General features: G+C 44.9%; 15 protein-coding genes. 7 read left to right on the top strand and 8 right to left on the bottom strand.

Features of this window, described 5'->3' with window-relative positions; genetic code table 11:
- Positions 1-4: 4 nt before the first annotated feature.
- The 6 genes from IEW05_RS21425 to IEW05_RS21400 all read right to left on the bottom strand — a co-directional run bounded on the left by IEW05_RS21425 (position 5) and on the right by IEW05_RS21400 (position 7328).
- Positions 5-790 carry a carbohydrate ABC transporter permease gene (locus IEW05_RS21425; RefSeq protein WP_373285854.1) on the bottom strand — a complete coding sequence of 262 codons (786 nt, stop codon included), beginning with the start codon at positions 788-790 and terminating at the stop codon, positions 5-7.
- Between the two features lie 83 nt (positions 791-873).
- Entirely contained in the window at positions 874-1755 is an 882-nt protein-coding gene (locus tag IEW05_RS21420) for a carbohydrate ABC transporter permease (protein WP_188541901.1), read from the bottom strand.
- Positions 1756-2002: 247 nt separating this feature from the next.
- Positions 2003-3325: an ABC transporter substrate-binding protein gene (locus tag IEW05_RS21415; protein ID WP_229753642.1), complete on the bottom strand. Its 1323-nt coding sequence runs from the start codon at positions 3323-3325 to the stop codon at positions 2003-2005.
- A gap of 148 nt (positions 3326-3473) precedes the next feature.
- Positions 3474-4226, bottom strand: a complete 753-nt coding sequence (locus IEW05_RS21410; RefSeq protein ID WP_188541900.1) for a response regulator transcription factor — start codon at positions 4224-4226, stop codon at positions 3474-3476.
- A 24-nt stretch (positions 4227-4250) separates the two neighbouring features.
- On the bottom strand, positions 4251-6044 hold the full coding sequence (locus IEW05_RS21405) for a sensor histidine kinase (protein ID WP_188541899.1): 1794 nt from the start codon (positions 6042-6044) through the stop codon (positions 4251-4253).
- Positions 6045-6233: 189 nt separating this feature from the next.
- Positions 6234-7328, bottom strand: coding sequence for an acetylxylan esterase (locus IEW05_RS21400; protein WP_229753640.1), 1095 nt, complete (start codon positions 7326-7328; stop codon positions 6234-6236).
- A 344-nt stretch (positions 7329-7672) separates the two neighbouring features.
- On the opposite strand from IEW05_RS21400, the gene IEW05_RS21395 reads away from it, so the two are divergent.
- From IEW05_RS21395 to IEW05_RS21380, 4 genes are all read left to right on the top strand, one after another.
- Complete coding sequence (locus tag IEW05_RS21395; RefSeq protein ID WP_188541898.1) at positions 7673-8143, top strand: DinB family protein; 471 nt, start codon at positions 7673-7675, stop codon at positions 8141-8143.
- 51 nt (positions 8144-8194) lie between these two features.
- Positions 8195-8641: a YdeI/OmpD-associated family protein gene (locus IEW05_RS21390; RefSeq protein WP_188541897.1), complete on the top strand. Its 447-nt coding sequence runs from the start codon at positions 8195-8197 to the stop codon at positions 8639-8641.
- 517 nt (positions 8642-9158) lie between these two features.
- Positions 9159-12125 carry an S-layer homology domain-containing protein gene (locus tag IEW05_RS21385; protein WP_188541896.1) on the top strand — a complete coding sequence of 989 codons (2967 nt, stop codon included), beginning with the start codon at positions 9159-9161 and terminating at the stop codon, positions 12123-12125.
- 745 nt (positions 12126-12870) lie between these two features.
- A complete protein-coding gene (locus IEW05_RS21380) occupies positions 12871-13215 on the top strand; it encodes a hypothetical protein (protein ID WP_188541895.1) in 345 nt (114 codons plus the stop codon).
- Positions 13216-13292: 77 nt separating this feature from the next.
- Here IEW05_RS21380 and IEW05_RS21375 read toward each other — a convergent pair whose 3' ends face one another.
- Positions 13293-15551: a carbohydrate-binding domain-containing protein gene (locus IEW05_RS21375; protein WP_188541894.1), complete on the bottom strand. Its 2259-nt coding sequence runs from the start codon at positions 15549-15551 to the stop codon at positions 13293-13295.
- Between the two features lie 475 nt (positions 15552-16026).
- Between IEW05_RS21375 and mreC the strand changes: the two genes are divergently transcribed.
- On the top strand, positions 16027-16803 hold the full coding sequence (gene mreC, locus IEW05_RS21370) for a rod shape-determining protein MreC (protein WP_188541893.1): 777 nt from the start codon (positions 16027-16029) through the stop codon (positions 16801-16803).
- A gap of 214 nt (positions 16804-17017) precedes the next feature.
- On the opposite strand, the gene IEW05_RS21365 is transcribed toward mreC, so the two are convergent.
- The gene (locus IEW05_RS21365; protein WP_188541892.1) at positions 17018-17506 is read right to left on the bottom strand and encodes a MarR family transcriptional regulator; all 489 of its coding nucleotides are present in this window, start codon (positions 17504-17506) and stop codon (positions 17018-17020) included.
- Between the two features lie 161 nt (positions 17507-17667).
- Between IEW05_RS21365 and IEW05_RS21360 the strand changes: the two genes are divergently transcribed.
- Positions 17668-18411, top strand: a complete 744-nt coding sequence (locus IEW05_RS21360; RefSeq protein ID WP_188541891.1) for an NADPH-dependent oxidoreductase — start codon at positions 17668-17670, stop codon at positions 18409-18411.
- 248 nt (positions 18412-18659) lie between these two features.
- On the top strand, positions 18660-19277 hold the full coding sequence (locus tag IEW05_RS21355) for a DUF1796 family putative cysteine peptidase (RefSeq protein WP_188541890.1): 618 nt from the start codon (positions 18660-18662) through the stop codon (positions 19275-19277).
- Positions 19278-19327 lie beyond the last annotated feature (50 nt).

Genomic DNA, 19327 nt, shown 5'->3' with positions numbered 1-19327 from the left:
CTTCTCACCCTTTCACCGCAGAGTTGGTCAAACCTTGAATGATATAACGTTGGCCGATCGCGAACACGACGATCATCGGGATGATCGCTGCAGACGCCGCGGCCATCATGCCGTTGTAATCCACCATATTTTCCAGAATGAAGTTCTGAAGTCCAAGCGGAATAGTGTACAGATTCTCGTCAATCAGGAATACCAGCGCATTCTCGTAATCATTCCAATGCCAAGAGAAATCGATGATAGCCAAAGTGGCCAGCGCCGGTTTAGCTAGAGGCAGAACGAGCCGGAAGAAGATCCGGAAATGCCCCGCCCCGTCGATGAAAGCCGACTCAGAAATCTCATGGGGAATAGACAGGAAGAACTGGCGTAACATAAATACACCGAAAATCGTGAACATGGCGGGCAGGATCAGTGCCCAATGCGTATTGTAAATACCAGCCCATTCAAACATGATGAACTTCGGCACGAACAGTACCTGTGGAGGAATCATCATCATGGACAGATAGAGCATGAACAGCCCGTTTCTCCCCTTGAATTCGATTCGGGAGAAGCCGTATGCCGCGAAAGCGGACAGGAACGTGGCTCCAATCGTCCCGATCAGGGAAATTTTCAGCGAGTTCAGATAATAGGTACCAAAGCTCTTAGTACCGCTCCATACCTTCACATGATGTTCCCAGGTCGGATTCGAGGGAATCCATTCGATCGGGTATTTGAATACCTCAGCCGGCGTTTTCAGGGACGTGCTGATCATCCATAAGAAGGGCATAACCATCACGATAGCCAGTACCAGCATGACCAACGTTGCAAGCAGCCTACCCGGCGTACCGGCGATCAGTTGTTTTTTGATTTTCATGATGCTTCAGGCCTCTCTTTCTCTTAATAGTGGACCCAACGTTTTTGCCCGATCCATTGGATCGCGGTGATAATCAGGATGATGATAAATAACGCCCACGAGATCGTGGAAGCATAACCCATTTCGTAATAGCGGAACGCGTTCTGATAGACGTAGAGGGACAAGATGGTCGTGCTGTTTCCGGGACCGCCCTGCGTCGTCGCCTGTATGATACCGAACGTCTTGATCGTCATGATCATACCGGTCACGAGCAGCAGGAACGAGGTGGGACTGACGAGCGGCCAGATGATTTTACGGAGCATCTGTCCCGGACGCGCCCCGTCAATTTTCGCTGCTTCTAGAAGCTCCGGCGAAACCTCTTGTAATGCAGCCAAATAGATGATCATGTTGTAGCCCATCAGGAACCAGATCCAGATAATATCGATGGCAAACATGGAAGACGTGGTGGTCGACAGCCAGCCCGGCGGATGATCGATGCCGATGGCGCGGAGGAATCCGTTGATTGGTCCCTGCTTTGGTTGGAACAGCAGCATCCAGACGAAGGAGACGGCCACCCCGCTCGTGATGTACGGCATGAAGTACAAAGCGCGCAGCACCTTTTTCAGATAGATCCGCTGGTTCAGGATGACCGCAACCACGAAGCCGAGCGCGAGAGATACCGGTACCGCCAAGAGGAAGATGACCGTATTTTTCAGCGACAGGTAGAACAGCTTATCGTGCAGCATCCGGTTAATATTATCGAAACCGACGAAACCGACATTGGGATTCATGAATTTGTAATCTGTGAAGACAAGGCCCAGAGAGTATGCGGCCGGTATGAGAAAAAACAACAGCACGCCGATCATGCTGGGTCCGATAAAGATGTAACCAAGCCTCTGCTGCCTTCTCATCCAATTGTTTGTCATGCGTTTCCCCTCATTTCTTGATTTGATGTCCTCAGTCTAGCAAGTCGGAAGGGGGCGCGAGAAGGAACAAAACCATCGTCTTCATACTACAAAATGATGCAAAAAAAATACCGTGCAGCTTGCCACCTGGCACTTCGTCATCAATTTGTTCTATCTATAATGAATGATCGAATCGCAAAAATGGGACGGCCATTATACTTGGCCGTCCCTTGACTTAAGATGTGCGTCTAGCATCTAAAGTGATATGTTATTTTTGCGGATTGGATTTCAAATATTCGTTATGACGTTTGACCATCTCTGCCATCGTTGTGTCAATATCTTGCGAGTCCAGGAAGTACTTTTCGTATTCCTGTGAGCGCAGGTCCATGACTTCCTGCGGAACGGTACGAACGTAGGTTGGCGTCTTGTTGTCGAACATGACGTACATCAAGGATTCCTGATCGTAGGTGTCCCCTTTGTCGCCCAGCATGCTCTTCAGAGCGGCTTCCTGATCGGCATCCTTGGATGCAGGCAGGCGCCCGCCTGCCGCCATCGGCGACATACCACCGTCTGCATACCACTTCAGAAATTCCCACGCTTCCTGTTGATGCTTTGACTTGGCGTTGATCGAGATATAGTCTCCCAGACCGCCTCGGGTCATGTGGTTCGCTGCATCCTCTGCCAGTCTTGGCACCGGTGCAAACGCGATTTTGAAATCGCGTGGATAATCGGTGAAATTGTTGGAGCTACGGAGCAACCACGCTCCGATGTTCAGCATCGGTACTTCACCGCTGAGGAACATTTGCTCGACTGGCATTTTGGACGTTAACTGCTCGCCGAGCGGTGCCGTCGTTGCATCATTCTTCATCATGACGTTCAAGGACTCCAGCCATTTGCGCACCAGCGGGTGATCTAGGTTGGACGTCCCGTCCGCTTTTGTATAGCCTTCTTTGGCTAGTACGGAATCGATTGGGTCAACGAACGGCTCTGTATTTTGAATGAAGCCGTATCCGTCGCCTTGTTTCAGCTTTTTGGCGTATTCCATCATCTCTTCCCAGGTCCAATCCTTCGGAACCGGGAGATTAGCAGCATCTAGGGCATCCTTATTTAGTGCAACGAAGTATGAGCTTTTTGTCGTCGGCACGCCGTAAAATTTGCCGTCGATCTTCCAGTTTTCGGCTTCCGGGCCCATTTTCTCATCGATATTATAGTCGGTAAGTGTGCTCAGATCAGCCGCAACCCCCGAGGTTACCCGTTTTGTCGCCTGCGAAGCGGAATAGTTGACGAACAGGTCTACATCCTGACCGGTCATAATGGCCGTATCCAGCTTCAGGTTTCCTTCATCGTCGTTCACGTACCGCACGTACTCCACTTGAATTTCCGGGTGATCCTTGTTCCAGTCGTCCAATACCTCTTGCGGCCCGGCTTCTGGCGGAACGCCTCCCCACATTTTCAGCTTAACGACGGCGCCAGCAGCTTTCGCGTCCGACAACTCAGCTTTCCCATTGCTTCCACCGCCGGAGCAACCCGACATCACACTAGCGATCAGTACCAACGATACGAATCCCGCTAACCAACCTTTTTTTCTCAATTGAATCCCCCCGCATCAAATAGGAATTGTATGTTGCAGCTCAAGGATAGCAAAGCAGCAGGTAACACCGTAAGTAACAGAATCATGATTTCATGGAACAGATATACGCAGTTGTAGGTTATTGCCGGTCACAGAGAAGCATTTTGTTCTATTGCTTCATCCGGTAATGGCTCGGCGTCATCCCCGTCATCCGCTTGAAAATTTTAATGAAGTAATTATCGTTCATGAATCCGACGTTCTGGCAAATCCGATTGACCGGAAGATCCGTTGTCGTCAGATATTCGATCGCTTTCTCGATTCTCGTCCGATGCAGGTAATGGATCAGCGTCTCACCGGTTTTCTTTTTGAACAGGGCGCTAACGTAATTCTCCCCCATCATGACATAGCGGGCGAGCGATTTGAGCGTAATGTCCTGGTCATAATTTTGTTCGATATAGTCTATGATTTTATTTACTTCGGGATGGGTGATCTTCTCCTTAGCTACCACGGCCAAACGCGCCGAATGCTCAGTAGGGGAGGGCTTAGCCGACAGCTCCGCGCTGACCTTCACCAACGTCTCCCGAAGATCTTTGACGCTCATGGACAGCTTCAGAATATAATTAGACGCGCCATACTCCATCGCTCTACGCATCGATTCGAAATCGCCGATACAGGTTAGCATGACGAACTTGGATGCAATGCCGGCTTTCCGCGTCTCCTGCAGCAGCTCAAGGCCGTCCATTTGCGGCATGACGATATCGCATAGCACCAGATCTGGCGGATTATCCTTGATCATTGGTAGCGCTTCCATTCCGTTGCTGGCCTCGCCGGCGAGTGTAAAGCCCATTTCCTCCCAACGAATGATCTCCTTGACCGATTCTCGCACGAACGTTTCGTCTTCCACCAGTAGTACTTTCCACATACACGTTCACCCTTTCGCGGTTAGTTAGATGATATCGGATTGCCGGCCTTGGTCATACGGCTCAGACAGCAGCACCGGAAAATGCATACGGCAGAGCGTACCCTGCTCAAGCGAAATGATTTCAAGCTCTCCTTTGTCCTTGAACAACAGGCGCAGCCGCTCCCTTACATTTTGTAGCCCGATGCCTGGACGCTTACGTCCCTCGCCCTGATCCTTATCCGACTGCCCGACGCCAGCGCCGTTATCCTCGACTTCCAGCGTAAGCTGGTCCGGTTGCTGGGGACTACGTCCCATTCGAATTAGAATCCGCCCGCCTTCAGCCATATTGCCGATACCGTGCTTAATCGCGTTGTCTACCAACGGCTGCAGGCTCAGTTTCGGCACCAGGGCGTAGATCAGCTCTTCATCATAGCTGAACTCCACATGAAAGCGATTTCCATATCTCACCTGTTGAATATAGAGGAATGCGCGCGTCAGCTCGATTTCCTCACGAAGGTGAATCAGGTCCACATCGGAGTTTAAGCTTGTCTCCAGTAGCTTCCCGAGAGAGAGGCAAATTTCCACGATCTCCTCGTTTCCTCCCCGCAGCCCGATCCACTTCATCGTATTCAGCGTATTCAGCAGAAAATGGGGATTCATCTGAGCGAGTAGCATTTGGAAATGCACCGCGTCCTTCTGCCGCTCCTCGACCCGAAGTCGTTGAACGAGTCCGTTCATATCAACCATCATCGTATTAAACGTTCGCGTCAGCTCCAAAATTTCACCCTTATAGCGCTTCTCGGGCAGCCGGATCCGAAGATCTTTGCGGACCGCCTCCTTCATCTTCCGTTGCATATGGGATAGCGGCCTCGTGAACGTATGGGCAATCATGAACGCAACCGCTATAAACGCGGCGGTGATAACGTAAAAGGTCACGAAATACTGCTTCTTCAGCGTTTCGATCTCCCAGAATAGCAGCTGGAGCGGAATTCGGTCCACAAGGTACCAATCCAGGGAAGACAGATAGCTGTAGTTGACGAGTGCATCGGATTGCTGATCGGTCCAATGTCCGTTCTGTGGCAGGCTTGCGATTTCCTGCACGGCCCCTACGGACAGTGTAGAATCAGGGATCGATCTTGCGATCACCTCTCCAGAACGGTTCATGATGAAGTACGCTTGGTCGCTATCGGATTTTTGCAGCATAGATTGGAACCAGAACGAAAAATCGATGCTGATGCGCGCCAGGCCGTAAGCCTGGTTTCTGCTGTCGCGCAGCTCGGTGTACAAAGATAATAACGTTGGGCTTTTGCTGATATCCCGAGACACGTAATTGGCGTCGTCAGATACCCAAAGGTAGGAATTTTTGCCCTCCTCCAGCGCCTTGAACGACGGGTTCGAAGCAATCTGGTCATAATTCAGGGACTTATTCGGTGGGAAAGACGTGTATACATGGCCGCTATTGTCGAGCAGCGTGAAATATACGGACGGATTGTACAGGAAAAAGCTGTTGTTGAGCCCTTTAAATTTGTCTTCCATAATCTCCTTGTTGTCCAAGACGGAACGTTCCTCCGGCTTATGCAGGATACGCCTGATTTCCGAATCCTGTTCCAAGAAGATCAGTGTCTTAAACGCGATACTAAGCTGATCCTCGAGCGAGCGGTGAAGATTGTCCAGTTGCTCATGGCTCTGCTCACTGATTTTATTCTGGACGAGCGATTCGATTTTTTGGTAGTTGTATATGTTCAGCGCGCTGAATGGAAGTAAAATGACGAGTGCAAACACGGCAAACAACCGGTATTTCAACTTGTAGGGAACGAGGTGAGTAAGCCATTTCCGCATCTGGAGGACTCCTTTACTCTTGGTTCTCCCATTATATCTCACTCGTTGTCCATAAATATCGTTGTTCGTGTAATAGTATAAATATGTAGGGTTCAGGGTCGATCAATTGCATCAAAATGTTCTATTGACATATTCCGAGCAAAAAAGAAAGACGACGCCGGTTTCAGCACCGCCTTCCCTGAATTTAATCTATTCTTCGAACCAGTCCGGAAAATGCTGTTGCAAATAGTTTAGCTTGATCTCCGTTTGACCGGCGCCACCACCTTCATGCCCGTTAAAAGGGTAAATGATGATGTCTTTACTGCTTGTGATTCGGTTATAGGTGGCGAAGTACATCTGCGGTGGACACGTCTCATCCTTTAACCCGACACTGGCTAATACCCGGCAAGTGATGCGATCCGCCAGGTTCATCGTATCAAAATAGCTCAGGTTGTCCATTACAAGATCCGTTTGCTCCGGATGCTTCTTCAGATATTCCGCTACTGCTTCGAAAGCGCCGTGATTGCCTTCGATTCGGCAGACGATATTGCTGTTGCTCGGCACGTCTACCATCGAGAGCACGGGGCGGTCGTCCAAAGCCGATACCGCTGTACCAAGCGCTCCGCCCTGGCTACCACCTTCGATGACAATCTTCGATGCATCAATATCCTCCTGAGCACAGGCGAAATCGATCGCCTTCAAAGCATCCATATAAGCATACCGATAATAATATTCCCATTTGTTATGTACGCCCTTGCTGGCTACATTTACTGAATAGCCGTGGGAGTAAGAAGCGTTGTTGCCTGTCCGTCCTCCCTGGTCGCGGCAGTCCACGGACAACACGGCCATTCCCATCATCACCCAATGCATATGCTCCGAGGGTTTCCCCCTGCTACCGTTAAAGCCGTGATAATGGATCAGGCACGGATACTTCTCCTTCTGCGTAAAAGCGGGAATGATCAGCCAACCGTGAATTCGCGTCTCATCCATCCCGTAATAAGAAATTTCGTATACCCTCGCATGGCGAGCCGGGTAATCGATTCGATCCCTGCGCGGGTCAAGCGGGACTTCCTTTGCCTCCCTAATGCTGGTCTCCCAGAACTCATCAAAGTCATCCTGCTTCGTAAGAGAGGGAAGATAGCTGTACAGCTCCTTCGATACCTCATCAATATAGCCCATCGTGTCATCCTCCTTCGTAACTAGCAGTATAGCGGATACAACTTGTGTTTGCATCGATCTATTTGGTGGGAAAGAGGTATTACGTGAAGTAGCATAAAATTGTTCTATCGCTACTAATATTCTCATCCATTGACGACCCAGAGATTCATAGGTTACATCGCTAAGGAAACTACCAAACCTTATTTGGGCAAAACAGAGCAAATAAGATTATATAGATTCGTAAGCCAGCTAACTCGGCTTATACACAACGCAAAAAGTCGATCTCAGGGGCAAGCTTAATCAAATCAGACTTCTTCAACAGATGTTACAGCATGATCGTTACTTCCGCTCCCACTGTACTATATCATCGCTCACCCAATGTTCCATATTTCACAAATTTTCCAAAAACGCCACTAATAAATGGAAGGTTTTGGTTATTGTAAACAAGAATAAAGTTAAGATTCTAAATTTTGATAAGTGAGTTGATGAGCATGAGTGACAAGATGGTAACTGTCTTAAGAAGACAGTTTGATCCGACAGTAGAAATGTTAAAGAATCTTATCGAAGTATGTCCTGATGATTTTTGGATGGATCCCAAGCAAAAATACTGGAAGCAGATATTTCATGCTACAACCAGTATGAAATTTTGGTTTAGGCAGCAGAAGGATGAAGAATTCATGATACCTGACTTCGGTAAGGATGTTATAGAAGACTTGGATAAGGAATGCTCTGACTACCCTACTAAAGGGGAAATGACGAAGTACGTAGAGGATATATTGAGTGTGGCTCGAGCGTTTTTTGATGAACTTACTGACGGCAGATTATTGGAACCCTGTGTACTATACGAAGAAATAACTAAAACAGATGTAATCCTAATGCAGATAAGGCATGTTCAACATCATATAGGTTATTGCAACAATATTTTGAACACGAATCACCTAGAAACAGTAAAGTGGCTATGATAACGTTAGTGATCGAAATTGGCTTCTTAACAATGAGGAGTGTCATTCAATATGGTGTATGAATTTGATAGTGAGATAAAGCTGCTGGAAGGAAAAATGAAATGGAAAGTGGTTTATTTCCCCTATTCAGTAAGGGAGATATTCAATACGAATGGTAAAGTACCTATTCAAATCTTCGTTGACGGGCACGAGTTTGACCATAAGTTGTTGCCATCAAAGAATGGGCATTATTTTGTTTATAATGAATTCATGCGAAGAGCAGTACATAAAGAGCTCGGTGATAGCCTTCATGTAATACTTAAGAAATGTGAGGATAATCGTAAAATTGTTGTGCCAGATTATATTACTATAAGCCTTGAAGAGCACAACATTTTAAATACATTCCTAGAGCAGCCTGATTACATTAAGCGAGAGCAGATTAATTATATTGAACTTGCTAAAAAGGAAGACACAAAGAATAAACGAATACTATCTCTAATTAATAAACTTAAAGATTAATTAACCCAACAATGGCGGGTTTTGAAATCAACAAAAAAACTTGAATATTGCTTACACAAAAAAGCGATGAGAATTTTATTCCTCATCGCTTTCTGCATTCCTCACTTGTCCGCGCAACTCGATCTGTCGGATATTGCGATCCATATAGACGACATCGCCAAGAGCGGCAGCACCAAAGCTCAGATGATGGATAATAATACTGCCCCAATGGGTACTACTCGGTTGTCACTACGCCTGACCCTTCCTCTATCTCGCACTCCATAAACCTGACATTCTGATTTTACCCATGAGATTCAAGCTAATCGCAACGCGATATTGATCACTTTCTTCATCTTTATTTACCTCGTAGTCCTTTAGTAGGATTACACCCTACCATGATTTGCTATATTATGCCTTGTAGAATCGAATAATATTGAGTTTTTGCGTGGAGGAAAAAAGGATTATATTGCGGAATTCCACGAATTTCAGTGCTCAAAAAAACTAGCTTGTATACCTCATTGAAAAAGGCGGAATTATTATGGAAAATAAAAGGAAACTATTTAAAGCAACTATGAGTCTACGAAAAATACTTGCATTATTAATGATACTTGCAATAGCACTTCCTGTAACCGGCACGGTTTCTGCAGCCACTCCGTCACTTGTTATTACTACTACAACCTCCAACGTAACGCTGCCCAGCAGCGGTACCGTTACGCTCTCTGCGAACGTGACTTTTACTGGGGGGGCCGCCCCTACAGGCTCGATTGAGACTACACTAACTACACCCAGCGGCGGTGTATTAACTAGTTCCCTTTATGTCACTGGGAATAAGTCATTTACTGTATCAACCACTCTTCCCACTGCTGGATTAATAGCCGGCACGTATACCTGGGCTGCAACCTATACCGATGATGATGTTAATTCAGGCAATAATGCTGTCAGTAATCAAATTCAAACTACCGTTTACGCAGCAGATACTACCCTTGCAACCAACGCCGCCACCACCACCTCCGCCACGGTCGGATCGTTTTCCACCGTGCTCAAGTCTTCCGTGGATTTAGCCGGAGGGTATTACCCGACCGGTACGATTACGTTCAATCTGCATGCTCCCGGCGGAGCCGTTGTTGATACTGAGACAGTCGCCGTTAACGGAAATGGAACTTATACAACTCCAACAGGATTCACACTTACCCCCTCAGATGCGGTAACCGGCACGTATACCTGGTATGTACTCTACTCAGGTGATTCTAACAACATCACTTCCACCTCTTCCAGCGACTGTTCTGTTACGGTAACTCCCAAACAGGCAGAGGCAGACCTCGCCATTACAAGTACGGTGAGTAACGCAACACCGAATATTGGAGACACGATAACCTTCACCGTCGCTGTCACAAATAATGGGCCTGACAGTGCTACAGGTGTCGTTGTAACCGATTTGCTACCAGCCGGTCTCACATTTATTTCTGCAACTCCAAGTCAAGGAACCTACAATTCCGTAACAGGAGCTTGGACTGTCGGAACAGTCACAGTAGTTTCAAATGCGTCTCTCACGCTCCAAGCTATGGTTGTTTCACCGAATGCGCAAACAAACACAGCGACTATATCGCACGCTGACCAGCTCGACCCAAACACAGGTAACAATACGTCATCAGCTACTGTAACACCCACTCTCAAACAGACAGAGGCTGACCTCGCTATTACAAATACGGTGAGTAACGCAACACCAAATGTTGGAGACACGATAACCTTCACCGTCGCTGTCACAAATAATGGGCCTGACAATGCTACAGGTGTGGTTGTAACCGATTTGCTGCCTGCCGGTCTGACATTCGTTTCTGCAACGCCAAGTCAAGGAACATATGCATCAACAACAGGAGTTTGGACTGTCGGAACCGTCCCAGTAGCTTCGACTGAAACTCTCACGCTTCAAGCTATCGTTGTCTCGCCGAATGCGCAAACAAACACAGCGGCTATATCGCATGCTGACCAGTTCGACCCAGGCACAAGCAACAATTCGGCATCGGTAACGGTAACTCCCCCATCCTTAACCTATACGATCACCTTTGATTCTCAGGGTGGTAGTTCTGTATCAAATATAAGCGCCGTTACCTCAGGATCCACAATAAGCGCACCGGCCACGCCTACATTATCAGGCTATACATTTGTTGGCTGGTATAAGGAATCATCATATGCTAACGCATGGGATTTCAACATAGACACTGTAACTGGTGACTTAACCCTATTTGCTAAGTGGAAGTACAATGGTGGAGGCGGTAGTGGTAGCGGTAGTAGTAGCAATAGCAGTAACATTAATCCCCCTGTCACATCGACTTATTATGCGGATGTTTCAGTAACCGGTATATCAGGAACCACCCTACCTATCATTACAAATAGGTATGTCGGCAGCGCTGCGGTAGACTTGGGAACTGTGACAGAATATATATCCAAAGGTGAACAACCGATTGTTATCAACATGCCGGCCATCCCTGGAGTGAATACCTATACACTGGGGATTCCTGCTGATTACCTGTCCACGCCAGATAGAAAAGGTACGTTGGTCTTCAACACCAATATAGGCGGCATAACCCTTCCAACGAATATGTTGTCAAGTATGGAGGGGATGGAAGGGCACAAAGCCGAAATTACCATTGGTCAAGGCGATAGATCAGATCTGCCTGACAGCGTAAACACAGCAATAGGTACTAGACCGTTGATCCAATTGGCAATGAGTATAGACGGAAAGCAGATCGAGTGGAATAATTCCAAGGCACCGGTCATTATATCCATACCCTATACACCAACAGCGACCGAACTTGTACACCCAGAAAGCATTGTCATCTGGTACATCGACGACAGTGGCAAGGCGATCTCTGTACCAAACGGGCGCTATGACCCAGTCACACAAACCGTGACCTTCTCCACCACCCATTTCAGCAACTACGCTGTAAGCTACAATCAAGTTAGCTTTAAGGATGTGGCGGCAGGCACTTGGTTTAGCGAAGCCGTTTCCTTTATTGCCGCAAGAGAGATTACCACAGGCACAAGCAACGGGAATTATTATCCAGATAAAAAACTGATCCGTGGGGATTTCCTTGTCATGCTGATGAAGTCATATGGTATAGCTGCGGATACTAATCCGACGGATAACTTCTCCGACGCCGGCAACACATACTATACCGGTTATCTTGCAGCGGCAAAACGGCTCGGCATATCCTCAGGCACGGGCAACAATAAGTTCGTACCGGAAAAGGAAATCACGCGCCAGGAAATGTTCACTCTGCTCTATAATGCCTTGAAGCTCATCGGAGAATTGCCGCAAGGTAATTCCGGCAAGACGATCTCTGATTTCACCGATGCCGGCTTGATCGACTCTTGGGCGAAAGAAGCCATGACACTACTGGTTGAAACGGGAACCATCGATGGCAACACCGGAAAGCTCACCCCTACAAGCACGACTACAAGGTCGGAAATGGCGCAAGTGCTGTACAACCTGTTGGCGAAGTAGACCTTGTAACGCTCTAATATCAAGCTGCGAGTCAAAAAGCTCGCGCCCTGCACCGACTTAAGGATACAACCCGCCAACGCAAGAAGCAACATCCACAGCAGCAGTTCCGGACCGATATAATGCCCAGCAAGGGTGTTACCGATCCTCAAAAAGAAAGAAGCGGAAACTCATTTTAGAGTTGCCGCTTCTTTTTGTTAGAAGATCCTGCGTTCAAAAACCAGAGTATTCCGTCTGGATGTCACAAGACGAAATCCGTGCATCAAAAGACAACGTTCAGCAAAAATCACACGTCTACCGATAACCAAGAATCGGTTACACGGTCTAGCACTTCCTATTATACTGACGGCTGTGATAATTCTGCGTCCAGTTACTGTGCTGCGTCTAAACCTAATAGTTACCACATCAGTTCTTATGCAAGTCATATATATCACCTCGCATTCTTAATAAGTTACTATAGAGAATGCGAGATCAACTAGAATTGTAACTGATAGATCACCAGTAATCCCTATAATTCCATTCCTGACTATAGGTAGATAAATGTATGCGATCTATTTGAATTGAAATACAATTCGGGGGCAGCGACTTATTCTTTTCTAGCTCTTTTTTTGCACTTCGCGATGGGTCCCTAAATGCTAAATCTCTCTATATTGGTGTACGTTCTTTTGGTATTTTGAAATTAATGTATTATAAATATATGCTTTGATATTCACCGCCACTATATTACCCTACTGAAGGAGATCTCTTAATGAAACACACATTAAATATTATTTCAGACAAATGGAAATGGAATGGGATTGTAACTATCGGTGGCCTATTCATAGGTGCAGGATTTGCTGATTGCCTATTTGCCATTAATCAACTAGATTTAAATCAAATAGCTAGAGGATTAACGATCTTTAGTGCAGGCCTTACCATTTTAGTCGTCATGGATAACTCCAAAGTACAAAAAGATACCGAGAAAATTCAAAATGAAACTCAACTTCGATTAGAAAAGATAGAAGATAAGCTAAATACAATTCATCAATCACAACAAATGACTGAAGAACAACTTCATGAAATAAAAGAACTACTACATAAATCAAATTCATAGAAGTCGGTTCTCACACCAAAAACACCATCCTTATACGAATGGTGTTTTTGATGACACTTGGGATTTGAACCTATCGATTATAGTAACTTACTTAATAGAGTCGCAAGCTCTGCACGAGTCATTGTACCCGTAAGCGTATCTGGGAAGAGATCGTCTACTGAAATATCTAATCCACTCAATTCTACATATCTCGATATAACAAGCTTCATCTGCTCAGCAGTCAGATTAGCATTTGGTATGAAATTCCCGTTTCCATCGCCAATAACAAGTCCATTTTCCACAGCCCAACCAACATATCCACTATACCAGCTATTTTTCACAACATCATTGAAGGAGCTAGATTCAGTTTGCTCTATATTGAGAAGTCTACCAAGAGTTGTAATCGCAGTTGCGCGTGTTACTGGTGAAGTTGGCGAAAACTGCGTCGAGCTCGTCCCAATCATAATTCCCTTTTCATACAAAGTCTTAATGGCATTATAAGAAGCGTCATTTGGCTGCACATCCGTGAAAGGTAGTACACCAATTGCAAATTGCCATTGTGATACCCCAGTGTATGTTTCGTTTGAAGACACTACCGCAATGGTCAGACGGTATTGTCCATCCTCCTCGGGCATAATCTTGGATAAATCACCTTTCAACTCAGATAAAAGATACGTTTCAGAATAGTTCTCTGAAGGTACATCTGTTACGGTTAGCTGAATATCACTTTCAGGAACATCTGCACTTGCTGTAACTCCCTCAAATATAATACTTTCACCCGAAGCTACACTTTGAATGCCAGCACCGCCATTAACAGTAAAGGTAACTTTTGTTTTATCGCTATTGTCAGTTGCCTCGGAAATACCTGAAAAGCTATGAACAGAATCCGTTAATACGAATGCTGTAGAGCCTTCTCCATTTTCAGTTGTGTTTTGTCCACCTGGATTAAAGCCTCCTTCCGGCATTCCCTGCATACCATCAGGAAGTTCAGGAGGTGTCGTTCCTTCAGGCATTTCAGGACGCGTGCCCTCTGGCTTTTCTGGACGTTCTCCCGTTGGAGGAGTTCCTTGTCCAGCTTGTCCGTTATCACCACTAGGTCGGTTACCGCCAAAGCCGCCACCCATCATACCAAAAGAATTTCCTGTATATTGTTGCTCTACACCATTAATGTACAGATGATATTCAGTATTGAGTTTAAGGTCAGCAGATGAAAACGTTACGCTTTGAAAGTTCTTTTCCGCAGTATGATTTAGGACCTCATTACCTTCCGCGTCTGTTAATTTGATCGTACTTCCCTTCGCTTGTGTCGTAGCAAAAGATAACTCAATGAACGGCTGCTTAGAAGTAGAAGAAGACGCATCATTACGCGTTCCAAGTGCAATCACTGTCCCGCCGTTAATGATAATATCACTATCAGCATCAATACCACCGTCAGGGCTACGGTCGTTAGCCATAGTAACAATAGTTCCACCGTTAATCGTTAAGTAGCCATTGGAGTCAATCCCATCCCCTTCAGCTCCTAGACCTGCATTCACGTGAAGATAGCCACCATTGATACTTGTAACCGAAATTCCATCCTCATTCGTATTGATTCCATCATCTTGAGACTTAATATACACCTTCCCACCATTGAGAGCTAAGTGCAGCTCAGAGTCGAGCCCTTCGTTAGTAGCAGTAATGTGTAGCTCTCCCGTTCCTTTAGCTTCTCCAGAAATGTTCATGGACATTTTAGAATAGAAGGTCCCATCATATTTATGCAGCTTTTTCGTTGTACCTTCTTTATAAATTCGTGCGACATAAGCACCGTTTACAGTATTAACAGAATCATCTGCCAATACAACTTGGGCTCCTGCTTCACTCAGATCAACAATTCCTTTAGTATCTTCCGTGTCTGAGTATGGTTCATACACATTGTAGAAAATAACGGCCGGAGCAACTGTACTCGTAATATCTACTCCATCTAAAATAAGTGTCACAACTGCTGTAGGATCAGAAGCTGCATCCTCCCCTAAATCAATGGCAAGCTGTCCTTTTGATAGCTTACCTGATACACGATAAATTCCAGGCTTCGTAATGGTCACAACTGTATGCTCGGCTGCTTCCTCCGCACTGTGCGCATCTGAATCTGTACCTTCTCCATAGCTACTGTCATGTCCGTCCTCATAATATACAATGTTAGCTCCAGTATACACAGCAGCCGATGAACTGGTTGACGCTTCTTGTCCATCAACTGTTACTCCTGTATCAGAAAGTTTAATAACGATTTCCTGCGTAGCCGTACTAGCAGAAGCAATCCCCACCACACTAGTCATGGTCAAGATGAAGACAAGCATAAGAGACATTGTACGCTTCAGCATACGATATCACTTCCTTTCAAAAGATTTTGTACACAATTAGTTTACATTTCTATTCTGAAACAAAACTTATATAGAACTGAAAGTTTGCTGAATGTACATTGGTTGCTCTGTTAGTTATGTGCTCCAAAATTCTATAACTACAAATCGGTATTAATTAAGGAATTAAAAAAACACCCATTCGGGTGTCCAGTATCCTGCATTTATGGGGCCAGCAGAAGTAGATTTGTTGCTCGGATATCCCGAAAAAGCACATCGCATTTAATCTAACCTCCTTCTTTATTCAATTGTGTATATCAATTAATGATATAATCAATTTAATTATGGTATAAATTACCTCAAGAGCGAACACTTACTTCTTCAGAAACATTTCAACTTGGTTCAATATTCTATAAGGTGTCTTTTATAGAGAATTCAACTCTCTTGCCTATCTTCTCTCTTTTCTTTAGTTCAATTAATATGTAAGGGGAAATTCCAATTGTATAGGCATAAAAGAAAACTTAAAAAGAGTAAAGTTATTGTTGCCGTTGCTGTTATTGTTTTTGTTACTGGGTCAGTGATTGCAACTTCATATTATAAATTATATGTTTCGTTATTAAAGGATGAAGTGTTCAATTTAGTATCTATATACATAGAAAATAAACAACTTAAAGAGTCAATTGAATTAAATAAAATTCAAGATATGAAGTTAAAAATGATGGAATTCGATAATAAGCAATTGGTCAAAGCTGCTGAAGCAAAAAAACAGTTGCCTTCTTCATATTCATATCCAATCGCTAGAATTATTGATTATAAAACACCATTAGAAAACAATGTACAAGTTGAATCCATTATCATTGATCTTGGTAGGTTAGATGGAGTAAAAGAGTATGAATCCGTTATATCACTCGATCAGTATCTTATAGGTGTTGTTACAGAGATAAAGGACCATACATCTACTATACGACTAATAAACTCAGAAGCATTCTTAAAAAATCAAGGTATATCGGTAGAAGTAGGAGAACATTCAACAACTGGAGTACTAGAATATGATCCTCTAGAGAATATACCATTCATTAATAGAATTTCAAAAGATAGTACAATAAATATAAATGACACGGTTAAAACAAATGGAGGAGACGAATCAAGGTATCCCGCAGGTTTTAGCCTTGGAACTATCAGTTCTATATCAACTAATCGCTTTGGTTTGACGCTTCAAGCAACAGTTGAATTACCTCCATTATCGAATGATATATATGTTTTTATAGTTCATTGATCTAAAGGTTAGTAGGCGTGTCCAGTGATATGCCCCTTATAGGAGCGAAATCGAATAGTGGGCTAATCATTAATTGATTAGCCCACTTCTCATATCCTTTATACCGAACTGTTACAGCAAATTCTCTACCATAGTAATAGGCGTTAATTTTTGAGTCTTATAATGGAGGCGGACCGTGGTTGTGCAAAACCGTTCCCTATCGGAGCACCGTGCCCTATTGCAAGCTGGCCAGCTTCTCCAGAAAGTCTGCCACGATTTCCAACGACGCTTCATCGAAACTTGTTAACAATTCCATCGCTTTTTGATCCTTCTCCTGGTGGAATACCCGATGAAGTTCGGCTAATTCGGCGCCGAGCGGAGTCACGGAGAAATAAATTTCTTTGAGGTTGTCCGGTAGCTGGGTTTTCCGAATCAGGCCCTGATCCAGCAATTTGCGGGTAATTTTGGAGACTGCGCCTTTGGTTATCTCCATATCGCGGGCGATATCGATCCCTTTAATGCCTTCATGCGTATTGATGACGTCCAAAACATGCAGGCTTGAGACGGATAGGCGAGGCAGCAGCTTTTTTAGCCGGTCGTCGGAGATATGCTCCATGAGCCAAAGCCGATCTTGGTCCTCGTCGGTTTCGCTGATGAGGATCCGGTACACTGACTTTTCGATGCGGTTTTTGAGCTGAAGCAAATCATCATTCATATCTGGCATAAGGCAAGCCTACCTTTTTTCTTTTCATTATATCATGGTTTCCACGGAAACGATTTGACAGGATATCTTTTTCTTGTTATGATGGTTTCCATGGAAACCATATTGAAAAATACGGTCTTCATACAGCTTCTACAGAAACCATCTATTTGGAGGGAATCCTAATGAATGAGGTCATGCAAGTGATCCGCCAGCATCGCTCCATACGTAAATTTAAAAATATTCCGTTAACTGGCGAGCAAATCGAAGCCATTGTCGATTCAGCGCAAATGGCACCGACCTCGGCGCATATGCAACCGTTCTCGATCATCGGCGTTACCGATCAGGAACTCCGGAAGAAGATTGCGGTGTATTCGAAAAATCCATCGATTGAGCAATGCGGGTACTTTTTTATTTTTTGCGCCGATCTTCATCGGATGATGTTGGCCGCCGGCCCGGACCAACAAGAAAAAATGGGTCGCAACCTAAGCTTCTCGTATTTTTACCAAACCGCTGTGCTGAGTGCAGCACTTGCCCTACAAAATGCCAATGTGACGGCCGAATCGATGGGGCTCGGAGCCGTGATTATCGGCGGAATTAATGAGGCCCTGCCTGCACTGGATGAATGGCTTGGCCTGCCGGACTTCGTCATTCCTTTGGTCGGTCTTGCAGTAGGTGTTCCCGACGAGTTCCCCGAGCAAAAACCGCGGTTGCCACAGTCTGCCGTATTTTTTGAAAACCGGTATGATCCCGATCTTAAAGCAAAGGTCGAAAGATATGACCGGGAAATCGAGGAGTACTACAGTGCGCGAACGAATAACAAACAAAAGGCAAGCTGGTCCGGGAAATTCATCGCCATGCTGGATAAAGATTTGCCGTTGAGCGGGTATACGGAATACGTAAAAAGCAAAGGATTTGATCTGAAATAGTGAGATACTTCGTCAAATATTCGTATAAAGAATAAACAAAAAGACACCCGAGAGGGTGTCTTTTCTGTGTGCTCCATATGAAGGTGAGCCGTGGCTGTTCAAAACCACAATTCGCCGTTTTTTTGGCATATCAAAAAAATTATCATCTAGGCATTTGAACAAACTAATTTCCTAAATACCCATACAATAGAAGAATAGAGGAAATTCTATGTATTCAAGGAAATTATATGAATTTGAGGTGAAGGTCTTTGGATTGGAATCAAAACAGAGGAACTTACCATGCCTTTATCAGCCTTGGAGCAATGTGCCAGACTGCTTATCAATTACGTAGATTGGGACTCCGCAGATTTAGTGGTCCACTTGATTGGTTTACTTCCGCTTCTTCCCCGAAAGTTTCCCATCTTCTCAAGTCAAGGTTCAATGGATTTATGGAATTAAACAATTTGCGTCTTATAAACATAGTCGATAATCATTATGTTTTACGTGATATAACATACCAGGTAGATTCGTATCATGATTTCCCCGTTCCTTATAATATCAACCAACTGCACCCCCAGTTTAAAGAGCAAGTCGACCGTAGGATATCCAGATTTTTAAAAACGATAAAAACCGCCCCTGTTTGTTTCGTGCGTACACACACTTCAAGCTCGGAGGCACGACTTCTGGAACAAGCTTTATATGACATCTCGCACAAAGATTTCAGGATACTCATAGTTAATCTCCATAAGCAGTGGGGAAAGGGCGTCATTTATGAAGATTGGGGATTGCAGCGCATTTCTTCTGTCACAATTCCATCAGGCAGGGATTGGAGAGGCTCAGACCATCATTGGGATCTTATTATGAAAGGGTTTAATTTAAGGATTTAACTTACTTCCTACACGTATGAATTAATTCCGAAGTTTCTACACGTGCTATT

The sequence above is a fragment of the Paenibacillus segetis genome (assembly GCF_014639155.1).
In the GTDB taxonomy this organism is placed as follows: Bacteria; Bacillota; Bacilli; order Paenibacillales; family Paenibacillaceae; genus Fontibacillus; species Fontibacillus segetis.
The sequence above is the reverse complement of the archived record's forward strand: the minus strand, read 5'-3'. Positions and strand labels throughout refer to the sequence as shown.